16 protein-coding genes are annotated in these 19,394 nt (G+C 60.7%); 8 read left to right on the top strand and 8 right to left on the bottom strand.

The window, feature by feature from the left end; translation table 11 throughout:
• Positions 1–270 precede the first annotated feature (270 nt).
• Positions 271–1,035, bottom strand: a complete 765-nt coding sequence (locus tag C9422_RS22180; protein WP_116582152.1) for a tetratricopeptide repeat protein — start codon at positions 1,033–1,035, stop codon at positions 271–273.
• Between the two features lie 987 nt (positions 1,036–2,022).
• The gene (locus C9422_RS22170) at positions 2,023–3,057 is read right to left on the bottom strand and encodes a helix-turn-helix domain-containing protein (protein ID WP_256590012.1); all 1,035 of its coding nucleotides are present in this window, start codon (positions 3,055–3,057) and stop codon (positions 2,023–2,025) included.
• Positions 3,058–3,438: 381 nt separating this feature from the next.
• On the opposite strand from C9422_RS22170, the gene C9422_RS22165 reads away from it, so the two are divergent.
• The 5 genes from C9422_RS22165 (at position 3,439) to C9422_RS22145 (ending at position 8,412) form a co-directional block, all read left to right on the top strand.
• Positions 3,439–4,335 carry a transporter gene (locus C9422_RS22165; protein WP_116582150.1) on the top strand — a complete coding sequence of 299 codons (897 nt, stop codon included), beginning with the start codon at positions 3,439–3,441 and terminating at the stop codon, positions 4,333–4,335.
• Positions 4,336–4,419: 84 nt separating this feature from the next.
• A complete protein-coding gene (locus C9422_RS22160) occupies positions 4,420–5,460 on the top strand; it encodes a phenylacetaldoxime dehydratase family protein (protein ID WP_116582224.1) in 1,041 nt (346 codons plus the stop codon).
• 33 nt (positions 5,461–5,493) lie between these two features.
• Entirely contained in the window at positions 5,494–6,117 is a 624-nt protein-coding gene (gene nthA / locus C9422_RS22155; RefSeq protein WP_104448132.1) for a nitrile hydratase subunit alpha, read from the top strand.
• Positions 6,118–6,161: 44 nt separating this feature from the next.
• Positions 6,162–6,794 carry a nitrile hydratase subunit beta gene (nthB, locus tag C9422_RS22150; RefSeq protein ID WP_116582149.1) on the top strand — a complete coding sequence of 211 codons (633 nt, stop codon included), beginning with the start codon at positions 6,162–6,164 and terminating at the stop codon, positions 6,792–6,794.
• 100 nt (positions 6,795–6,894) lie between these two features.
• Complete coding sequence (locus C9422_RS22145; RefSeq protein WP_116582148.1) at positions 6,895–8,412, top strand: amidase; 1,518 nt, start codon at positions 6,895–6,897, stop codon at positions 8,410–8,412.
• 194 nt (positions 8,413–8,606) lie between these two features.
• Here the strand turns inward: C9422_RS22145 and C9422_RS22140 are convergent, their stop codons facing one another.
• Positions 8,607–9,563 (bottom strand): AraC family transcriptional regulator, encoded by a 957-nt coding sequence (locus C9422_RS22140; protein WP_116582147.1) that lies wholly within the window; start codon positions 9,561–9,563, stop codon positions 8,607–8,609.
• A gap of 198 nt (positions 9,564–9,761) precedes the next feature.
• Here C9422_RS22140 and C9422_RS22135 point away from each other — a divergent pair, with 198 nt between their 5' ends.
• From C9422_RS22135 to C9422_RS22125, 3 genes are all read left to right on the top strand, one after another.
• Positions 9,762–10,715 carry a diiron oxygenase gene (locus C9422_RS22135; protein WP_116582146.1) on the top strand — a complete coding sequence of 318 codons (954 nt, stop codon included), beginning with the start codon at positions 9,762–9,764 and terminating at the stop codon, positions 10,713–10,715.
• 81 nt (positions 10,716–10,796) lie between these two features.
• The gene (locus C9422_RS22130; protein WP_095967253.1) at positions 10,797–11,231 is read left to right on the top strand and encodes an MAPEG family protein; all 435 of its coding nucleotides are present in this window, start codon (positions 10,797–10,799) and stop codon (positions 11,229–11,231) included.
• Between the two features lie 87 nt (positions 11,232–11,318).
• The gene (locus C9422_RS22125; protein WP_116582145.1) at positions 11,319–11,933 is read left to right on the top strand and encodes a dihydrofolate reductase family protein; all 615 of its coding nucleotides are present in this window, start codon (positions 11,319–11,321) and stop codon (positions 11,931–11,933) included.
• 38 nt (positions 11,934–11,971) lie between these two features.
• Here C9422_RS22125 and C9422_RS22120 read toward each other — a convergent pair whose 3' ends face one another.
• From C9422_RS22120 to C9422_RS22100, 5 genes are all read right to left on the bottom strand, one after another.
• Entirely contained in the window at positions 11,972–13,114 is a 1,143-nt protein-coding gene (locus C9422_RS22120; RefSeq protein WP_116582144.1) for an acyl-CoA dehydrogenase family protein, read from the bottom strand.
• Between the two features lie 12 nt (positions 13,115–13,126).
• A complete protein-coding gene (locus tag C9422_RS22115) occupies positions 13,127–14,320 on the bottom strand; it encodes an acyl-CoA dehydrogenase family protein (protein WP_116582143.1) in 1,194 nt (397 codons plus the stop codon).
• Between the two features lie 144 nt (positions 14,321–14,464).
• A complete protein-coding gene (locus C9422_RS22110; protein WP_116582142.1) occupies positions 14,465–15,547 on the bottom strand; it encodes a Zn-dependent alcohol dehydrogenase in 1,083 nt (360 codons plus the stop codon).
• A gap of 27 nt (positions 15,548–15,574) precedes the next feature.
• Entirely contained in the window at positions 15,575–16,927 is a 1,353-nt protein-coding gene (locus C9422_RS22105) for a coniferyl aldehyde dehydrogenase (protein ID WP_116582141.1), read from the bottom strand.
• Positions 16,928–17,058: 131 nt separating this feature from the next.
• Positions 17,059–19,308, bottom strand: a complete 2,250-nt coding sequence (locus C9422_RS22100; RefSeq protein ID WP_116582140.1) for a LuxR C-terminal-related transcriptional regulator — start codon at positions 19,306–19,308, stop codon at positions 17,059–17,061.
• Positions 19,309–19,394 lie beyond the last annotated feature (86 nt).

Here is a 19,394-nt window from a genome sequence, read left to right as displayed (position 1 = left end):
CATGCTTGAAGTCGTGGATAGATTCAGTACTGACACCTGATCGCCACACGCAGACCACCTGGCTGATTGATGGACCTTTCAGCCAACGTCTTGACCCGCGTCCCGTTAACCCACTTCGCAGTGACGAGCAGACTCTGCGCCATGCACCGCTCCGCGCGGTTTCATTTTCGACCGTGCCAGGCCACTGGAATCGCGGGCAGTCGGAAGAAGCCCTTCATGACAGTCAGCAGTCAGCAGTCAGCAGTCAGCCAAAAAAGGACACCGGGAAACTCACCCACGCACCAGATAGGCCCCTGAAGGAACCCGATATCGCAGCTTCTTGCATTTACCCGGTGGAGGCTGATGCCCCGGCGGACGATCAGGAAACCAGATTCGGCATTTACCGGGAGGCGGCATATGGCCGCGGGGAATCTCGAACTCAGCGTACGCCCTCTCTGACCCGATACTAGCCATTTGCAGTTGACCTTCGGCCCCTACTCTTCCCGCCGTCGGTACATCCGAAACCCGATTTGCCTCAGCAGTAGTGAAGTTGCCAACCTCACGCCCGGTGTCCGCAGTGGATTGCTCAGCAACCGCCACTTGCGCTTCGCGGCGCCTTTGGGTCTCCTCTTCCAGCCCCTTCTGTACCGCGACCACGTCCGCGTTGGCATTGGGTAGGGTTCCCGAAGATTGGGCCTGCTGCGCCGCCTGGATCAATTGGAAGTTGCGGTTGCGCAACTGGACGTTGTTACCGACCCGCATGTTCGAGCGCGCCGCCAGGGTTTCAGCCTGCTGGTACTGCCCCTGCTGAAGACGCAACACACCAAGATAATGCAGCGTCGCTGGATTGTTCGGCTGGATATGCAGGGCACGCTCAAGCGTGGCGGCGGCCTGGTCCAGTTGGCCGTTTTCATACTGCCGCGAGGCTGTTTCGATCAGGGTGGTTGATGCGTTGTTGCTTTGCGCAGGCGCTCTTCGCTCGGCAGCGACAGCACTGAACGAGGCGACAGCGCAGAACACCAGGATGAGGACCGGCAGAGAACTCTTGTTTGGCATCAGGGGGCGGACTCGACTGGACTCGGACGGCACTGCCGATACAGGGCCGCTATAGACCCGGCCAATACCCTGAAGTTCCTGCTGCAAGGGCCGTCGCAACCGGTACTTTTTTTAGTACTTCACGGAATCCCGGGGGAACACAGATTACGAAATATCTGTAGGAGCTGCCGAAGGCTCGGGCCGCGTTCGGACGATCTTTTGATCTTGCTTTTGCAATCTGGAGATTGCTGAAGGTCAAAATCAAAAGATCGCAGCCTTCGGGAGCTCCTACAGTTTCCCGGAATTATGTGATGAACCTTTTTTTACCACCCCACGACTGAGACCGTTGGCTATTTAAGCAACGGCCCCCTAGAACTTTTCCCTATTTACCGGTCTATGTGGATAGGCACATCCGCTCGGTAAGCACGCCCCCTTACAAGCTTCCCGCCGCCCGATAGCCACACGTCCGATTGTCCATCAGAGGTTGTCTTCGCTCATGAAATTCCATGTCCCACGGAGGGTGCTCTTCGGCCTGTTCGCGTTCGCGGCAGTGGGCTCGGCATCCGCCACACAGATGAAGGACTCAACCCCTGCTTTTGCAACTCAAGCCCCAGCCGTCCAGACGCCCGTCCAGGCCACCGGCAACCCTTGGCCGACCTTGGCCAGCATGGCCGGCAAGCAGCCAGGGCCGTTGCTTGCCCATGACGACCGATACTGGCATGACGGCCGTTGGCACGATCGTAGAGACGATTGGCGCCGAGACGACTGGCGCAGGGATCAGTGGCGCAGAGATCAGTGGCGTAGAGAGCAAGCCCGCCGAGAAGCCGAGCGCCATCGTGATTGGGAGCGCCACCGTTACGAGGACGATCGCCGTTACTATCGTCGCTAGTGCGAAGCCCCGGAACAATCCGGGGCGCAAGCCGCCCTTCGTGACAGGCCGCAATCGGCTGTGGATTCAACCGGTCGAGGCATAAGATTGCGTATGCGCGGCCAGCAGATATGCGCCAATCATCGCTTCGATTGTGATTCCCGCCACTCTCTGGCCGCCACACCATAGAACTCCCGGAAGACCCGGCTGAAATGGGAAAGGTCATTGAAGCCCCAGCGAAAGGCAATGTCGGATATTCGATGCGCTGTATTGATCGGATTGAGAAGATCGCTGCTGCAGCGCTCTAGTCGCCGACGCAGCACGTAGCGCATCAGGGAAACACCTTCCTGTTCGAACAGCTTGTTGATGTAGCGAACGGAGACCCCCGTTGCCAGGGAAACTTGCTGCGCGCTCAGTGTGGGGTTGCCCAGGTTGTCGTTAATGTAGATTTTGACCCGCATCAGTGTCAGCGCCTGTGAGCGCGAATGCTCAGAGTCCATGGGCTGCAGATGGCCAAGTGTCAGCGCGATCAAATGTGTAATCGACTCTGATAGCCGTGCCATTTCAATTGGAGTGAACTGGCCGATCTGTGAGGCAATGCTCTCCAGGAAGGAGCGCATGACCCTTCCCACAGGGCCGTCAGTGGATATCCGCGTTGCGGTGCGGCACTCCATATTGACCACCAACTGGTTGATGCAAGTTCGGGGGACGCTGACGATGATCTGCCTCCAGTCATTCTCGAACGTCAAGTAATGCGGCCGCGTTGCATCGTAGATGGAGAAATCGCCCGGCCGGATCACCGCTCGGTTGCCACCCTGCTCCAGGCATTCCGTGCCTTCAAGCATCAGTACCGCGAAATATCTGTCTTCTTCCCGGCACGTAGGTTGTAAGTGCCGTCGATTGACAGCCTGTGCCGCGGCTCCGACATCGCTCACGCGCAGGAACTCACACTTTTGCGAGCGAACTTTTCCGAAGAAATCGGGGTTCGGAATTGCACCGATTTCCACGTCGGCGAACAGTCGCAAGATCATTTCCCGCCAGTAGTCCACCCGGTCATTGAAAGAGTTGCTTTGAGTCGCGAGGTCAACACTTTCGCTAGACCAGTCTGTGCCCGTCAGCACCTTTCGACCGGTTTGCGGAATCACTGTGGAGTACTGCCGAGCGTCTTTGACCAATTGCAATGTACCCCTGTTTTTTGAATTTATTTTCAGGATAGATCCATAGTTTGCTTCGCTTTTCCTGTCAGTCGGGGCTCTTTGACTGGATAGCGAAGTTCCCTGTACGCAACTGCCTGCAAATGCCTTGGGACAACTTTTACAACAGCCTCCGGCTACTCGCCAGCTACCTGAGACGGAAGGGCCGTCTGAGCATATTTTTGGTTCCGTCTGAGCCAAGAAGTGTGATGCACAGCGGCCTCATCCTTGAGTCAGCGACAAACACGTGCGGTGTGAATGGCCGTTGGATGTCGACCCGTACGCCAGGCATGCCCGGCGCACGACCAGGAAGGTCAAAGACCCAAGTTCCCCGTGAGGGGTTTTCCGAGCAAGGCAGACATAATGAAAACAATAAGACTGTTGCTTCCTGAGGTTAAACAATCGGTATGGGCAGCGCTGACGCTTATCGGCGTTTCCTTTTCCACTTTGGCCGTGGAGGTGGCGCCGGGTGACTACGAGCAATACCCCGCGGGTGCCACCATCGGCGTGGTTTATTACCAGCACGCTACCACTGACTCTCTGCGCGTCCATGGGCGTGAAGCCAGTTCAGATTTCAACCTGACCTCTGACATCGGCATCCTGCGTCTGCTGCACGTCTATCAGTTGAGCGATTCAGTCACCATCGACCCACAGTTCCTCTTGCCTTTCGGTCACGTCTCCAGCGGCGGCGATGCTTCCGCACTGGGAAATTCCAGCGGCACCGGCGACCTGATCCTGACCGCGCCGATCAAGTTCTTGCTTAACAGCGCCCGCGATACTTTCAGCCTCAACGCCTACCTGTACGTACCTACCGGCAGCTATGACAAGGATGATCCGATCAACCTCGGCGAAAACCGCTGGAAGGTCGATTTCCAGACGGCCTATATCAAGCACTTCAACGACAAGTGGGCGATGGATCTGGTGGGTGATGCGATCTGGTATGGGAACAACGACGACTACGGTCCCGGTTCGGATGTTCTAAAGCAGAAAACTTCCTACGCTGCGCAGCTGATGGGGCGTTACATGCCGGACCCGGCAACTTCACTGGGCGTCGGCTTCGGGCAGACGTGGGGAGGAGAAGTCGAGATCGATGGCGCTGACCTGGATGGTGCCATGCGCACCACCAACTTGCGCCTCACCGCAACCCGTTTCTTTACCCCCAAGGACCAGTTGCAACTTCAGCTGGGCCGGGACCTGTCTGTTGAAAATGGCCCGCGAGAAGACTTCCGGATGAATCTTCGCTACGCGCGGGTGTTCTGACCTCGCTTTAACCAACAACAAGAGCCAGCCATAGGTCATGCCGCGCATCGGCGGTCAATGGCAATCAAAAACTGTGAGGAACCCATGGAATCAGCAATCGACAAGCACCTGATGTGCCCTCGTACTCGCACCCGGCGCATCGACGACAGTTACACCCCTCCATTCCCGGCCTGGGTAGGACGCGCCGATGCTTCAGTCACCCAGTTCGTAATGGGTTACTTCGGTGTCCAGTCAAAAGGAGAGAGCCAGTTGAGTGCAGCGTGTGCAGCCCTGCGGCAGATCATGACCAGCTTTACCCTGGACGATGGCCCTCATCACCATGACCTGTCTCACTACGTCGATGCTGCCGGCTACGACAACATGCTGGCCATCGCCTATTGGGACGATCCCGCCGCTTTCGCCCGCTGGGAAGCGAACATGCAGGTTGCCAACTGGTGGAACGCCGAATCCCGTGGCAGCGATGGCTTGGGTTACTTCCGGGAAATCCTGATGCCGGGCGTTGAGCGCTTCGAGACACTCTATGCCATGCCAGAGGGCATGGAAGGTGTGGGCGTGGTCATGGCGACCCGCAGCGACGAGATTCAGGAACATGGCTACTGGGGCGCCATGCGCGACCGGATCGCGCTTTCACAGACCGATGCCATGGCGCCTACGGGGGACCTGGTGGCAGAAGAAAGGCCTTCCCGTGTGATTGTCAGGGGGCATGAAAACCTGGTGGTCATTCGCTCGGGTCAGGACTGGACCGAAACAGTTGGCAAGGAACGGGAGCTGTACCTCGGCGAGATGGAGCCCGTGCTGCGCGAAGGCATGAACTTCCTGAGAGATGAAGGCCAGCCTGTCGGTTGTTACAGCAATCGTTACATGCAGCACATCGACGCCAGCGGGCAACTTCAAGAGAAGAGTTTTTCGGTCAGCCACTGGCGCTCCCTGGCGCACCTTGAACGCTGGTCAGAATCCCATCCCACCCATATCGAGATATTCGGGACCTTCATGCGCATGGTGCAAACGCTCCAGGCCGATCTGAAGTGGAAGGGCTACCACGAAGTGAGCGTCATGCGCGCCGAGGACCAGCGCTATGAATACATCAACTGTCACGCCGGTACAGGGCTGATGTGCGGAGCCTGAACTGCTCGGTGATTCGCCAAGAGGAGAATGATCATGAGTAACACCCTGAACAAGACTGCGGCGCCGGCATCCGCTCGCGCCTATGCCCTGAAAAATGCGCTTCAGGAACGCGAACTGCTACCCGAAGGCTATGTCGAGAAATTCACCGAAATCATGGAAAACGATTTCGATCCGGCCAATGGAGCGCGAGTCGTGGCAAGGGCCTGGGTAGACCCCGCCTATCGCGAACTGCTGCTGCGGGACGCTACCGCCGCCTGCGACCAATTCGGTTACACCGGCGTGCAGGGTGAATACATCGTCGCCCTGGAAAACACACCGACACTGCAAAACGTCATCGTCTGCACGCTCTGCTCCTGCACTGCCTGGCCTGTCCTCGGCCTGCCACCGGATTGGTACAAGAGCTTCGAGTACCGCGCGCGGGTCGTACGGGAATCGCGCACGGTCCTGCGTGAAATGGGCCTGGACCTGCCACTCGACGTTGAGATCCAGGTCTGGGATACCACTGCCGAAACCCGCTACATGGTCCTGCCATTTCGGCCGGCGGGTACCGAAGGCTGGTCGGAAGAAGCGTTGGCCTTGCTCGTCACCAAGGACGTACTGATCGGAATCGCCCGACCTGAAGTCCCGGCAAGCCTTGAGCGTATGGGCCGGGAATGATCCGGTAGCGACTACTTCCTTCATCTGCAGCGAGTGAATGAAAAATGGATGGCATACATGATCTCGGTGGCCTTCAGGGTTTCGGCCGGGTACAGCACACCGCCAACTCCCTGAGCTACAAGCCGGTCTTCCACGAAGACTGGGAAAACCTTGGCTACAGCCTGCTCTTCCTGGGCGCAGCCGAACTCGGCCTGTTCAATGTTGACGAACTGCGCCATGCGATAGAACGCATGGAGCCGCGCCAATACCTGACGTCCAGCTACTACGACAGGATCATCGTCGGCGTGGCTTCCTTGTTTGTCGAGAAGGGTGCACTCCAACAGCAACGCCTCGAAGAACTGGCCGCAGGCGCCTATCCACTGGCCCAGCCCCTGGTCGAGGGGCGTGACCCCAGGCCTCCTGCACAGCCGTTTCAGGTGGGCGATCAGGTGCTTGTGCGTGATGAGTTCGTTTCCGGGCATATCCGCATGCCCGGTTATGTTCGCGGAAAGCGCGGTGTAGTGGTGCATCGCACATCCCAGCAATGGCCATTCCCCGATACGGTCGGCCATGGCCGTTCCAGTCCATCCGAACCCACCTACCACGTCCAGTTCACGACCCGGGAGCTTTGGGGAGACCAGGCGGACGCGGCAAACGTGGTCGTGGACCTGTTCGGCGGCTATCTGCTCCCGGCCTGACGAACGATTTTTCGGTGCGACGAAGCAGCCAACAGACGCACAGCTTCTGCGTGTCGCTCGTCGCACCCTTTTTCAGCACGGATTTCCATGAGGACACTACATGGCCATTCTCAGACCCAGCAATGAACAAATCGGTGAAATCGCCACCTCCCTCGGCATCACCTTGAGCCCTTCGCAGATCGAGGATTATCAGGTCGCGCTACAGGGTAACTTCGACGCGTACGACCAACTCGAAACGCTTGCGGATTTTCTTCCAGTAGTCCGCTATCCACGGCAAGGGATTCATGTGCCGGACGCCGAGGAGAACCGCTATGGCGCCTGGCAATGCAAATCGCAAATCCGCGGCAGGAGCGGCGGCCCGTTAGCGGGCAAAAGCGTCGCGATCAAAGATAACATCGCGGTCGCCGGGCTCCCCATGCTCAATGGCTCCTTTACGCTCGATGGCTATGTGCCCGAAGTCGACGCCACCGTCGTCACCCGTCTCCTGGATGCAGGCGCGACTATCGCCGGCAAGGCAGTCTGCGAGGCGCTGTGCTTCTCGGGCGGCTCCCATACCGCAGCCAGCGGCCCGGTGCACAATCCCCACCGGCACGGTTACTCCGCTGGCGGGTCTTCGTCGGGCTGCGCCGCGCTTGTCGCGGCGGGCGAAGTTGACCTGGCCGTCGGCAGCGACCAAGGCGGTTCGGTTCGCATCCCGGCCTCCTTCTGCGGCGTGTACGGCATGAAACCCACCTATGGGTTGATACCCTATACCGGCGCCATGCCCATCGAAACGACACTCGACCACCTGGGGCCGATCACCGCTGGCGTCCGGGACAACGCGCTAATGCTGGAGGTGCTGGCGGGTGCGGACGGCCTTGACCCTCGCCAGTCGAACCCGACAAAGGTGGGCGGCTACGTCGAGGCGCTGTCACGTGGCGTCGCCGGCATGCGGATCGGCATTCTCAAGGAAGGCTTCGGCCTGGCCAACACAGAAGCCGTCGTGGATCAGGCGGTGCTGGAGGCCTGTGGGATCTTCCGGGAACTCGGGGCTTCGGTTGAGGAGGTATCCCTTCCCATGCACGCCATGGGTGCGGTCATCTGGCTGGCAATTGCGGCCGAAGGCGCCACCCAGCAAATGATGAAAGGCAATAGCCACGGCTTCAATTGGCGCGGCCTCTACCTGACCGACATGATGGAACACCATGCGCGATGGCGGGGGCAGGCAGACAGCCTTCCGGACACCGTCAAGACAACAATGATCCTCGGTGAGTACCTCAGTCGCCAGTACCAAGGCCGCTATTACGGAAAAGCACAGAATCTCGCCCGTCAACTGCGCCTGGCCTACGACGGCCTGCTCGAACATTTTGACCTGCTGCTGATGCCCACGTTGCCGATCAGGTCGACGCCGCTACCGAGCGCGGATGCCGCGCTGCCGGATTTCCTGGGTCGTGCGTTCGAGATGCTTGGCAACACCTGTGGCTTCGATGTGTCGGGCCATCCAGCGATGTCGATCCCTTGCGCCATGCGCGATGGCCTGCCCATTGGCCTGCAACTGGTCGGCAAGTACTTCGGCGAAGCCGACATTTACCGGGCGGCCCATGCGTTCGAACAGGCCGCTGACTGGCGATCGCGCTGACCCATGAGAAGCGTGGGGCGGACAATGCGCCAGGCACCACGGCACCCGTCCGTTCCCACCGGGATTCGTAAACCTGTAGACACTCGGATTCGCTGACCGAAGGTGGAGATTGCCATTCGCGACAGCCCACAATCAGCCAGGAGGAGACATTCTCCGCCTGGCTCGATCTGATAGTCCTCAGACACCAGCCCTTCTCATGCCGATTGTCTGCGCCAGGTGCCGGGTGATGTGCCGAACTGGCGTTTGAATGCGCGACTGAACGCCGCTTCGGATTCGTAGCCCACTGCAAAGCCGATTTGTGCCACGTTACCGCGACCTTCGCGCAGGTGTTGAGCCGCCACGTGCATACGCCAGAGCGTCAGGTATTGCATCGGTGGCTGTCCGACCAATGCCGTGAATCGCTCCGCGAATACCGAGCGCGACATGCCCACTTCAAGCGCCAGGGCTTCTGCCGTCCAGCCCTCGGTTGGACGGGCATGGAGCAGCGCCAGGGCGCGCCCGATATGCGGATCTCGCAGGCCCGCCAGCCACCCGCGCCGTTCAGGGGGGAGGTTCGCGACATACTGGCTGACGGCTTCGACGAACAGCAGTTCGGAGAGCTTGGCGATGACCGTTGTCGAGCCGACGCGTCCCGCCGCGATCTCACTGACGGCGAAACGGAATGAGCTTTCAATCCAGGCGCCTGAAGCCGTCGCGCGGACATCAAGCTTCAACAAGGATGGCAGCGACGACAGCAACGGACTGAACGGTGTTTCAGAGCCGAGGAATCCGCACAGTAACTGTGTGGCCTCGCCGCCCCCGCCGCACTTGATTCGTGATATGCCGCCGACTTCCGGCGGCTGAATGATTTCGCGCGCCGACATGGTCGCAACACCTAGATCACTACCAAAGGTATGAACGTCATTGCGCGGCAGCAGAATGAGTTCGCCTGCCCGCACGTCGAGGGTGGCACCATCGTCGACTCGCAATTGCATGTGCCCCGCCGCGACAAAATGCGAGGCAATGATGTGTCGGGGGGCGGCCAGGAAGGGTTTGCAATCGTCGGCGGAGATTCTTCCGCTCAGACACCAGGGCGCAGTGAACTCCGCCTCGAGGAAGACCCCTCCAGACAGCCGAATCACCCGCAATACATCAGATAGCGCATCCAGCAATTGCCAGCCCTCCTTTCCGGAGTCCCGAGCATGTAATCAGGCGCACTGGTCATTCGCCGCCTGAACGGCGAGGCCTAGATTAGCACCAACGCGGACTCAGTGATCGAGACCATCCCCAGACGCTTCATGATTGTCATTGACTCCTGCGTTAACCGTAACTGGCCCATACCAACTCGACCACGCTAGCCGGAGATCAGTATGAACACCGCCGCTACCCTGCCCCGCCCGGATTCGGGCAATGCCGTCCGTTATGCGCAACTTGTCAAATCCTCGAAGAAAGCGGAATGGCAGATCGATCGCGACTTGCTGCAGGACCGCAGCTTCGACTTCTCGCGCAAATTCTTGCCCGACGGCTTATCGCATATCGACCGCCTGACCTTCCTCGGCGCAGACGAGGCACGCCTGCTCAGCCAGATTCAGGGCCGAACCTATGCGTATATTTTTGGCCTGGTCGAGCGTTTTATCAGTGCCAAGATGCTCGATCAGGGTCGGGCCCATGTATTTGACGATCAGCTCGCCCTCGAAGCGCTGGTGCGCTTTTCCAACGACGAGATCAAGCATCAGGAGCTGTTCCGGCGCATCGAGACGATGATGGGTACTCGTTTGCCGGCGGGATATCGTCAGGTTGCCGATCCGAACGATGTGGCGCGCGCGGTGCTGGCGGCCAGCACCTGGGCGGTCCTGGCGCTGACCTGTCATATCGAGCTGTTCGTGCAGACGCACTATGTGCAGAGCATCGCCCCGCGCGAGGAGTTGTGCCCACTGTTCAAGGACGTCTTCAAGTTTCACTGGAAGGATGAAAGCCGCCACGTCGTACTCGATGAACTGGAGTGGGAGGCGGAGCACGCGAAACTCTCCCCGGCCGAGCGCGACCAGGCCGTGAACGATCTGATTGCCCTGGTGGCGGCCGTCGACGCGATCCTGCAGGCACAATCGGCAGCCGATGCCGACTACTTCATGGGAAATGCTTCACGATCGTTCAGTGTCGATCAGACCGCGCAAATCAAGGCCTGCGTGCTGAGCGCCTACCGCTGGCAATACATTGTCTCGGGCGTACAGCATCCCCACTTTGGCCGGCTGCTTGCGCGCATGACAACGCCGGCACAGATGTCCAGGGTCCAGACCGCACTGGCACCCATCATGGGCCAGTGATCGACAAGGGGCGACCGACCGCACGTCGGTCGCGCGACAGTGGGATGACGTGTTGAAAATGATTGATCGAGGATGGCAGCCATGACGACTCCGATGTGGATGCTGCTTGGCTTTGCGACCTGGACCTTGCTGCTGTTGATGGCAACCGTCGGGGTCTATCGCTGGGTCAGAATCCTGTTCTCGAAGGTTCCGATCGCTTCTTTCCGAAGTGATCAGCTCGAAGGCGAGGATTGGTATCGGCGCGGGACAAGAGCACACGCCAACTGTGTGGAAAACCTGCCGGTCTTTGGCGTCATCGTGTTCGTGATTTCAGCCCTTGGTATCGACGGCCCTGCGGTGAGCTACTTGTCCATCATCGTCCTGATCGCTCGTGTGTGTCAGTCTCTGGTGCACGTATCCCATGTGCAGACCGATAGTTTCGTGGCGGTTCGATTTACTTTCTTTTGCCTACAATTGATCTGTTTTCTCGCACTCATTGTCATCGCCGCTGGTTACGGCGCAGGCATATTCAAATAGAGGTACGACCATCCGGCAGGGAACGTCTCGACTGATCGCAGACGCCCCTGTCCAACCTCCTTCACCAGGACGAATCAGGAGAAAAACATGCGCACACTGACCGTTGCCGCGTTCGTCAGCCTGGACGGCGTCATGCAAGCGCCCGGCGGGCCTGAAGAGGACACCAGTGGCGGATTCCGCTTCGGTGGCTGGATCGTGCCCTACGCCGACCAGACAACCGGCCAGGCCGTACAGGACCTGTTCTCACAACCGTTCGAGTTACTGCTGGGGCGTCGGACCTACGACATCTTCGCCGCCTATTGGCCGCACGCTTGTGCCGACTCCCCCCACCACACCATTGCCGACCTGTTCAACGGCGTGCCCAAGCACGTGGCCACCCATCGCGGCGATTCACTGGAATGGCACAACAGTCACGCGCTGCCGGGCAACCTGGTCGACGCGATCAGCGCGCTCAAGCGCCAGGACGGTCCTCGGCTACTGACCCAGGGCAGCGGCGACCTGGTGCGCCAACTGCTTGCCGCCGGCCTGGTGGACGAGTTGCGGCTGATGATTCACCCCATCCTGCTGGGACGCGGCAAGCGCCTGTTCGACGACAACGCACAGGCGGCGGCCTTCACCTTGCTGAACTCGATCAGTTCGCCCGGGGGTGTGCTGATCGCCCGCTATACCCGCAGCGGCGAGGTGCGCACAGGTACGTTCTAACGTGGCGGGCGGCGATAGCCTCGCGGTTGGGGTATGCCTCACGCCACCTGCAGCAACTTCGCGTAAGCCTGCAAATGGTGATCGTCATCGCCAAACTGACGCGCCACCATCAGCAAATGCCTGGCGTGGTGCGACAGCATGTACTCCCAGGTCAGGCCGATGCCGCCGTGCAACTGGATACCCTGGTCGGCGACAAAGCGGCTGGCACGACTGACGATGAACTTGGCGGCTGCCAGGATGCGGCTGCGTTCGTCACTGTCCGCCTGATCGGCCACACAGGCCGCGAGCAGTGTCATGGACGTGGCCTGGTCCAGCTCGATGCGCATGTCCACCATACGGTGTTGCAGCACCTGGAACTTGCCGATGGGCTGACCGAACTGCTGGCGGGTTTTCAGGTAGTCGAGGGTCAACGCGCACGCCGCCTCCATGCTGCCGACGGCCTCGGCGCATTGCGCGGCGATGCAACGGCCCTGCTGATAACGCAGCGCCGGCAAGGCCCGCCCCACTGCGCCGAGTACCGCACTGCTTTTGACGAACACGTCGTCCAGGTACAGCTCGCAGGCCATCCGCCCATCCTGGGTGGCGAAGTCGCGTCGACCGACGCCGCGGTCTTGCGGGTCGACCAAAAACACAGTGATGCCCTGCTCGTCCCGAACCCCGTGACTGGTGCGCGCCGAGACAAGAATCAGCCCGGCGCTCTGGCCGCCGATGATCACCGACTTGCGGCCATTGAGCTTCCAGCCGCCGCTGACCGCCTCGGCGGTCGTCTGAACGTCGTGCAACTGGTAGTGACTCTGCGGCTCATCGAGGGCCACGGCCAGTTGCAAGCTGGCGCTGCCGACCTGCGGCAACAGCGTGTCTTTCTGGGCGGAGGTGCCCAACTGGTCGACCAGGCCACCGGCGAAAATCACCGAATGCAGGAATGGCTCCAGGCACAGGCCCCGGCCCAGCTCGGTCATGATCAGCATGTTCTCCACACCGCTGCCACCATAGCCGCCATAGGCTTCGGCAAAGGGCACGGCGCAGAGGCCGAGGTCGCCCAGTTGCTGCATGAACGGTTCGCTGAAGCCGTGTCTGCTCTGGCGATATTGCTCGCGATGCTCAAAACCATACACGTCCCGCACCAGGCGCGCGGCGGTTTCCTGCAGCATCAGTTGCTCTTCTGTCAGTTTGAAATCCATGATCGGGGCGCCTTACAGTTCGAGGATCATTTTCGCGATGATGTTCTTCTGGATCTCGTTGGCCCCGCCATAAATCGAGGCCTTGCGCGCATCCAGGTACTGGTAGGTGGCCGCGCTGCTGTAGTCGGTGTACAGCAAGGGTTCGCTGCCGTAACCCAGCTCATCCTCAATGAACGGCAACGCGTACGGCCCCACGGCCTTGCTGATCAGGTAGGTGATGGCCTGCCGGATCTCGGTGCCCTTGATCTTCAGGAACGAGCTTTCGGCACCGGGTACTTCGCCGTTTTGTGTCGCCGCCAGGGTTCGCAGATTGCTCATTTCGGCCGCCATCAACTGCATCTCGACTTCAGCGATCTGCATGCGGAACAACGGGTCGTCAATCAATGGCCGGCCATCGCGGACTTCCTGGCTGGCAATGCGCTTGAGCCAGGTGAGCAATGCCTTGTTCTGCGCGATCCCGCCGATGCTGGTGCGCTCGTGGGTCAGCAGGTACTTGGCGCAGGTCCAGCCCTCGTTCTCCTGCCCGACCCGATTCGCCACAGGCACCCGCACGTTGTCGAAGAACACTTCGTTGACTTCATGCTCGCCGTCCAGGGTGATGATCGGCCGCACGGTGATGCCGGGGGTTTTCATGTCGATCAGCAGGAACGAAATGCCCCGTTGCTGACGCGCCTCGGGGTCGGTGCGCACCAGGCAGAACATCCAGTCGGCGAAATGCGCCAGCGTGGTCCAGGTTTTCTGGCCGTTGACCACATAGTCATCGCCCTCGCGCACCGCACGGGTTTTCAATGACGACAGATCAGAACCGGCACCCGGTTCGGAGTAACCCTGGCACCACCAGTCTTCACAGGAAAGAATCCGCGGCAGGAAGTGTGCTTTCTGCTCGGCGGTGCCGAACTTGATGATCACCGGGGCAACCATTTTCAAACCGAAGGAAGATACTTTCGGCGCCCCGGCCGCAAAGCATTCCTCGTCAAAGATATGCTTTTGCACATCGCTCCAACCGGTACCACCGAACTCGACAGGCCAGCCCGGCGCGAGCCAGCCTTGCCGGTTGAGTGTGCGCATCCATTGCACCTGATGCGCTTTGCTCAGGCGCTTGCCCAGGGCAATCCGCTCGGCGAATTCAACGGGTAGGTGATCACGAAGAAATGCGCGCACGTCCTCGCGAAACGCGCGCTCGTGCGCAGTGAAATCAATGTCCATCCATCCACTCCAAAAGCATTGGGGCTTACCCACAACCCCTGTGGGAGCGGGCTTGCTCGCGAAGGCGGCGTGACAGTCAACGTTGATGTTGGATGTGACGGCCTCTTCGCGAGCAAGCCCGCTCCCACAGGGTCATTGAGTCGCTTATTCGAAAACAATCACCGAACGCGCCAGCTCACCGCGGCGCAGCTCATCGAACGCCTCGTTGATCTGGTCCAGACGGAGGCGCTGGGAAATCATTTCATCGAGCTTGAGCTTGCCGGCCATGTAGAAGTCGACCAGGCGCGGCATGTCGACCGGGAAGCGGTTGGAACCCATCAACGAACCCTGGATACGGCGTTCATGCAGCAGTTGCAGAGGGTCCAGCTCGATTTTCAGGCCGGGCTTGAGCATGCCGATCACGGTGGCAGTACCGCCGCGCGCCAACATGGCAAAGGCTTGCTCGGCGGTCTGCTTGAGGCCGATGCATTCGAAGGCGTGGTGCACACCGCCACGGGTCAGTTCCATCACTTGCTTGGCGGCATCGCCGTCCCGGCCGTTGATCAGGTCAGTGGCACCGAACTGTTTGGCCAGTTCCAGCTTCGAGTCGAGCATGTCGATGGCGATGATCCGCCCTGCCCCGGCCAGTGCCGCACCGTTGATGGCCGCCAGACCGATGCCACCGCAACCGATCACGGCCACGGTTTCGCCCGGTCGCACCTTGGCAGTGTTGAACACCGCGCCGGTGCCGGTGGTCACCGCGCAACCGAGCAATGCGGCGCGGTCCAGCGGCATGTCGCGACGGATCGCCACACAGGCGTTTTCGTGCACCAGCATCTGCTCGGCGAACCCGGACAGGTTGACGAATTGCGGCATCGGTTTGTGCACGTAGGTCAGGCGTGGCTCTTCGTCCTTGTCGCGCTTTGTTTCCGGGGACACGCAACGCGCCAGGTGGCCAGTCACGCAGTGCTCGCAATGGCCGCAGAACACCGTCAGGCAGGTGACCACATGATCGCCCGGCTTGACCGAACGCACTTCGGAACCGACCTGTTCGACCACACCGGCAGCTTCATGGCCCAACACCATCGGGCCGGGATACGGAAACGAGCCGTCGATGACGTGCAGGTCCGAGTGGCACACGCCCACGGCCTTGGTGCGGATCAACACTTCACGCGGGCCCGGTTTGCTGATGCCGACCTCTTCAATGACCAGCGGGGCTCCAACCTGATGGAATACGGCAGCTTTCATGACAGTTCTCTCGACAATGATGTGGGTTCAGGCCGGGTTGGCCGCTGTACGCAAAACGGCTTTGGCGTGGCTGAAGGTGCGGAAACCGTCGATGCCGTGATAGGCCCCCATGCCGCTCTGGCCGACGCCGCCGAAGGGCAGGCCTTCGGTGCTGGCATGGCTCATCACGCCGTTGAGGGTCACGCCGCCGGAGCAGGTACGGCTGAGCACCCGGGCTTCTTCGGCGGCATCGTTGCCGAAGTAGTACAGGGCCAGCGGCCGCGGCCGCGCATTGATCTGGGCGATGACTTCGCTGAGGGTTTCGTAGGGTTTGATCGGCAGCAGCGGACCGAAGATTTCGTCCTGCATTACCTGCAGGTCGTCGCCGGGATTGCGCAGCAGCGTCGGTACGATCTTGTTCAGCGGCGACTGGCTGAAGTCTTCAGCGCCGGCATTCAGTTCGATCAGCTCGACACCGGCGGCGCGGGCCTCGCTCAGATAACCCTGCAAGCGCTCGAAATGACGGGTGTTGATGATGGAGGTGTAGTCGGGGTTGTCCTTGAGCGTCGGGAAGAACTTCGCCACCACGGCTTTGGCCACGCCGATGAAAGCCTCTACCAACTCTTGCGGGACAAACACGTAGTCCGGTGCCACGCACAACTGACCGGCATTGAGCAGCTTGCCGATCACGACCTTGGCCACCGCTTCGTTGAAGTTTGCCGAACGCGAGATAATCGTTGGCGACTTGCCGCCCAGTTCCAGGGTCACCGGCACCAGGTTTTCCGCCGCAGCCCGTAGCACGTGCTTGCCGATGCTGGTGGCACCGGTGAACAGCAAATGGTCGAACGGCTGGCCGCAGAACGCCTGCCCGACGTCCGCACCACCCAGCACCACCGCCACTTCGTCCTCGGCGTAGACCGAGCGGATCAGCCGCGCGATCAGCGCCGACGTATGCGGGGTGAACTCCGACGGCTTGATCATCACCCGGTTGCCCGCCGCCAATGCGCCGGCCAGCCCGCTGAACACCATGTAACCCGGCACGTTCCAGGCCGTGACGATGCCCACGACACCCAGCGGCTGGTATTGCACCCAGGCTTCGCCGGCGCGGGCCTGACGTTGTTCCGGGCGCATCCATTCGGCCAGTTCGGCCTTGGTCTGCTGTAGTGTCGCCAGTGGCGACAGCACTTCACTGCCCTTGGAGAAACCCGGGCTGCGATGGCCGAAATCGGCGGTCAGGGCCTCGATGATGTCCTGTTCGTGATTGACCAGCAAACCGATGGCCCGGTCGAGCAACTCACAGCGCTCTTCAAGGGTATAGGGTTCGCGGTCCTGGAAGGCCGCGCGTTGTTTTTCCAGGATCGTGCGGATGTCACAGCTCGTCGAACTCTCGATGGCGCTCATCACTACCTCTCTTGTTTTTGTCAGGCCGCGGCCACGGCCGGGCGGCAATGCACAGGGTCTGGCTGCATGGTTGATCATCGCGGGCGCCACGCCGCCACCCGGATCAGGTGGGTGGCGTGACGGCGATGAATTCAGGCGAGGATGCCCATGGCCTTGGCGCTGTTGATGGCCTGGGTGCGACGGCAGGCGCCGAGCTTGACGTTGATGTTCTTGGCGTGGGTTTTCACGGTGTTTTCCGAGATGAACAAGCGGCTGCCCACTTCGCGTACCGACATGCCCTCGGCCAGCAACTTGAGCACCGACACCTCGCGGGGGGTCAGGTCATCCTGGTAATCCGGCACACCTGCAGAGAGACGAGTGACAGTTGCCTGGCCAGTTTCCGCTGGCTGTTCACGGGCCAGAATGCGGTTTTTCTGCCGGGCAATCGGTGCCTCATACAAGGCGTTGTCGATCTTGCCCCACTGCATACGCCGCTCGGCCTCATGCAACAGCAAATGAGCCTTTTCCGGGTCGTGGTTGCGCGAGGCAATCTCCGCGAGCAGCAGATAGGCATTGAGCACAAAGGGGGCGCAGCAATCGCGGACCTGCAGCAACCCCGCCTGGATCACCACTTCGGCTTCGCTGCAATGCCCTTGCTGCAACAGCAGCTCGCCGCGCAGGAACAGCAGCCGACCGAGCAACGGATAAGGCTGCGACGGGACCGGGTCCAGCCGGTCCAGCTCAGTGCGCAACAGTGCCTGGGCAAAACCCGATTGCCCCCTGAGCATCATCAGGCGGACCCGGTCGGCATTGACCAGCACTTCCGATTCATGACTGCCCTGGCGCCGGGCCAGCTCCAGCGACTGATCGAGCAAGGTTTGCGCTTGTGCAAGATCGCCGGTCTCCATGGCAAGGCGCGCCAGGATGCAATGGCACAACAACACCGACAACCAGTCCTCTCCCCCAAGATAATCAAGGGCTGCACGGCAATGCAGGCGCGCCGCCCCGGTCTGTCCACGCAAGGCCTGCAAGGTGCCAAACAACGCCTGCCAGTTCGCCAGCAGGCGTTGATTGCGTACCGGGTCGGGCAATGGCAAAAAATGCCCCAGACGCGCCAGGCACTCGGCGGCTTCGTCCAGTCGCCCACTGAACAGCAAGGCCTTGGCGCACAGATAGATCAGACGCGGGCTGCTGTGCAATAACTGCGGCTCGATGCGCTCACGCCAATCCATCAGTTTGCTCAAGTGCCGCTCTCTGAGAATCCAGCTCAGCCACAGGCGCTCCATGTAATTGGCAGCCACTTCAGGTTGATCGGCACACAGTGCCTGCTCCACCGCGTCGTCGACATGCCCGAGCACACTGAGCAGCTGACAGGCCCGCAAGCGCAGCCGGTTCAACGGCGCACCGCTCAATTGGCTTTGCAGGGCTTGCGCCACCGCGGGCAGCAGGCGGAACCAGCCGGGTTGTTGCTCGATCGGGAACACAAAGGCCTGGCACTCCAACAGACTGTTGAACACCCGCGCCGCTTGCCGGCCTTCCCATAACTGTTCGCAGAGGTCCGCACTGACGCGGGACAAATGTGCCAGCCCACCCATCACGTCGCGCTGCTCGTCACTCAAGCGCGACAACAGTTCACGCTCCAGATATTGGCCGAGCAATGGCGATGGCTGGGCATGATCCAGCGAAAGCGACAGGCGAACACCGGCGCACCACCCGCCTGTCTCATGCCAGAGAGTTCCCCTGGCCGGCGTATCGGTGTGTGGCGCCAGGGCGTCAATCAGCGATTCGAACTCATCGGGGCGCAGGGCCAGTTGCCGGGCCCCGAACTCCAGCAACTGTCCGGTCAGCATCAGGCGCGGCAGGTTCCAGTCCGGACGCTGGCGACAGGTGACCAGCACCTGCATCTGCGGGTTTTTGAGGGACAGGAGTCGGTCGAACCAGTGGTTCAGGTCTGCGGGCATCTCCACGGGAAGGTCGTCGAACACCAGGCGGATCGGGCGGGATTCGTTTGTGTTTTCTGCCGACAGGAATTCGTTGGCTGCACGGGCCTCTTCGCGGGCAAGCCCGCTCCCACAGTTGATCGCGTTCCCCTGTGGGAGCGGGCTTGCTCGCGAAAGCGATAGGTCAGTCGCCGAATTACTGGAATCAAGAAACGCCAATACCCCATCCGGTGCAGTATCCACCGGCAACCCAAGCGCCCCCGCCAACCTGGCAATAAAGCGCTCCAGCGTCTGCCGCTGTCCGCCCAAAGCCATCCAGACCACCGCCCCCGGCGGCGCAATGCCTTGCAAGTACTGCTGCAACAAGGCCGTCTTTCCATACCCGGCAGGCGCACAAAGCAGTTGCAAGCGACACGGCTTGCCCTCAAGTGCATCGATCAGATGCGGCCGTGGCACAAACATGGCGGACCTCGCTGATGGGGAGTAGGCACCATCATTGAGCCCGCCGCCGGATAACGCGCCACCCGCATCAGGTGGTAGGCGCCGAA

It is taken from the genome of Pseudomonas sp. B1(2018) (genome assembly GCF_003097365.1).
Taxonomy (GTDB): Bacteria; Pseudomonadota; Gammaproteobacteria; order Pseudomonadales; family Pseudomonadaceae; genus Aquipseudomonas; species Aquipseudomonas laurylsulfatiphila.
Note: the sequence above shows the minus strand (reverse complement) of the source record. Positions and strands in the feature narration are given on the sequence as shown.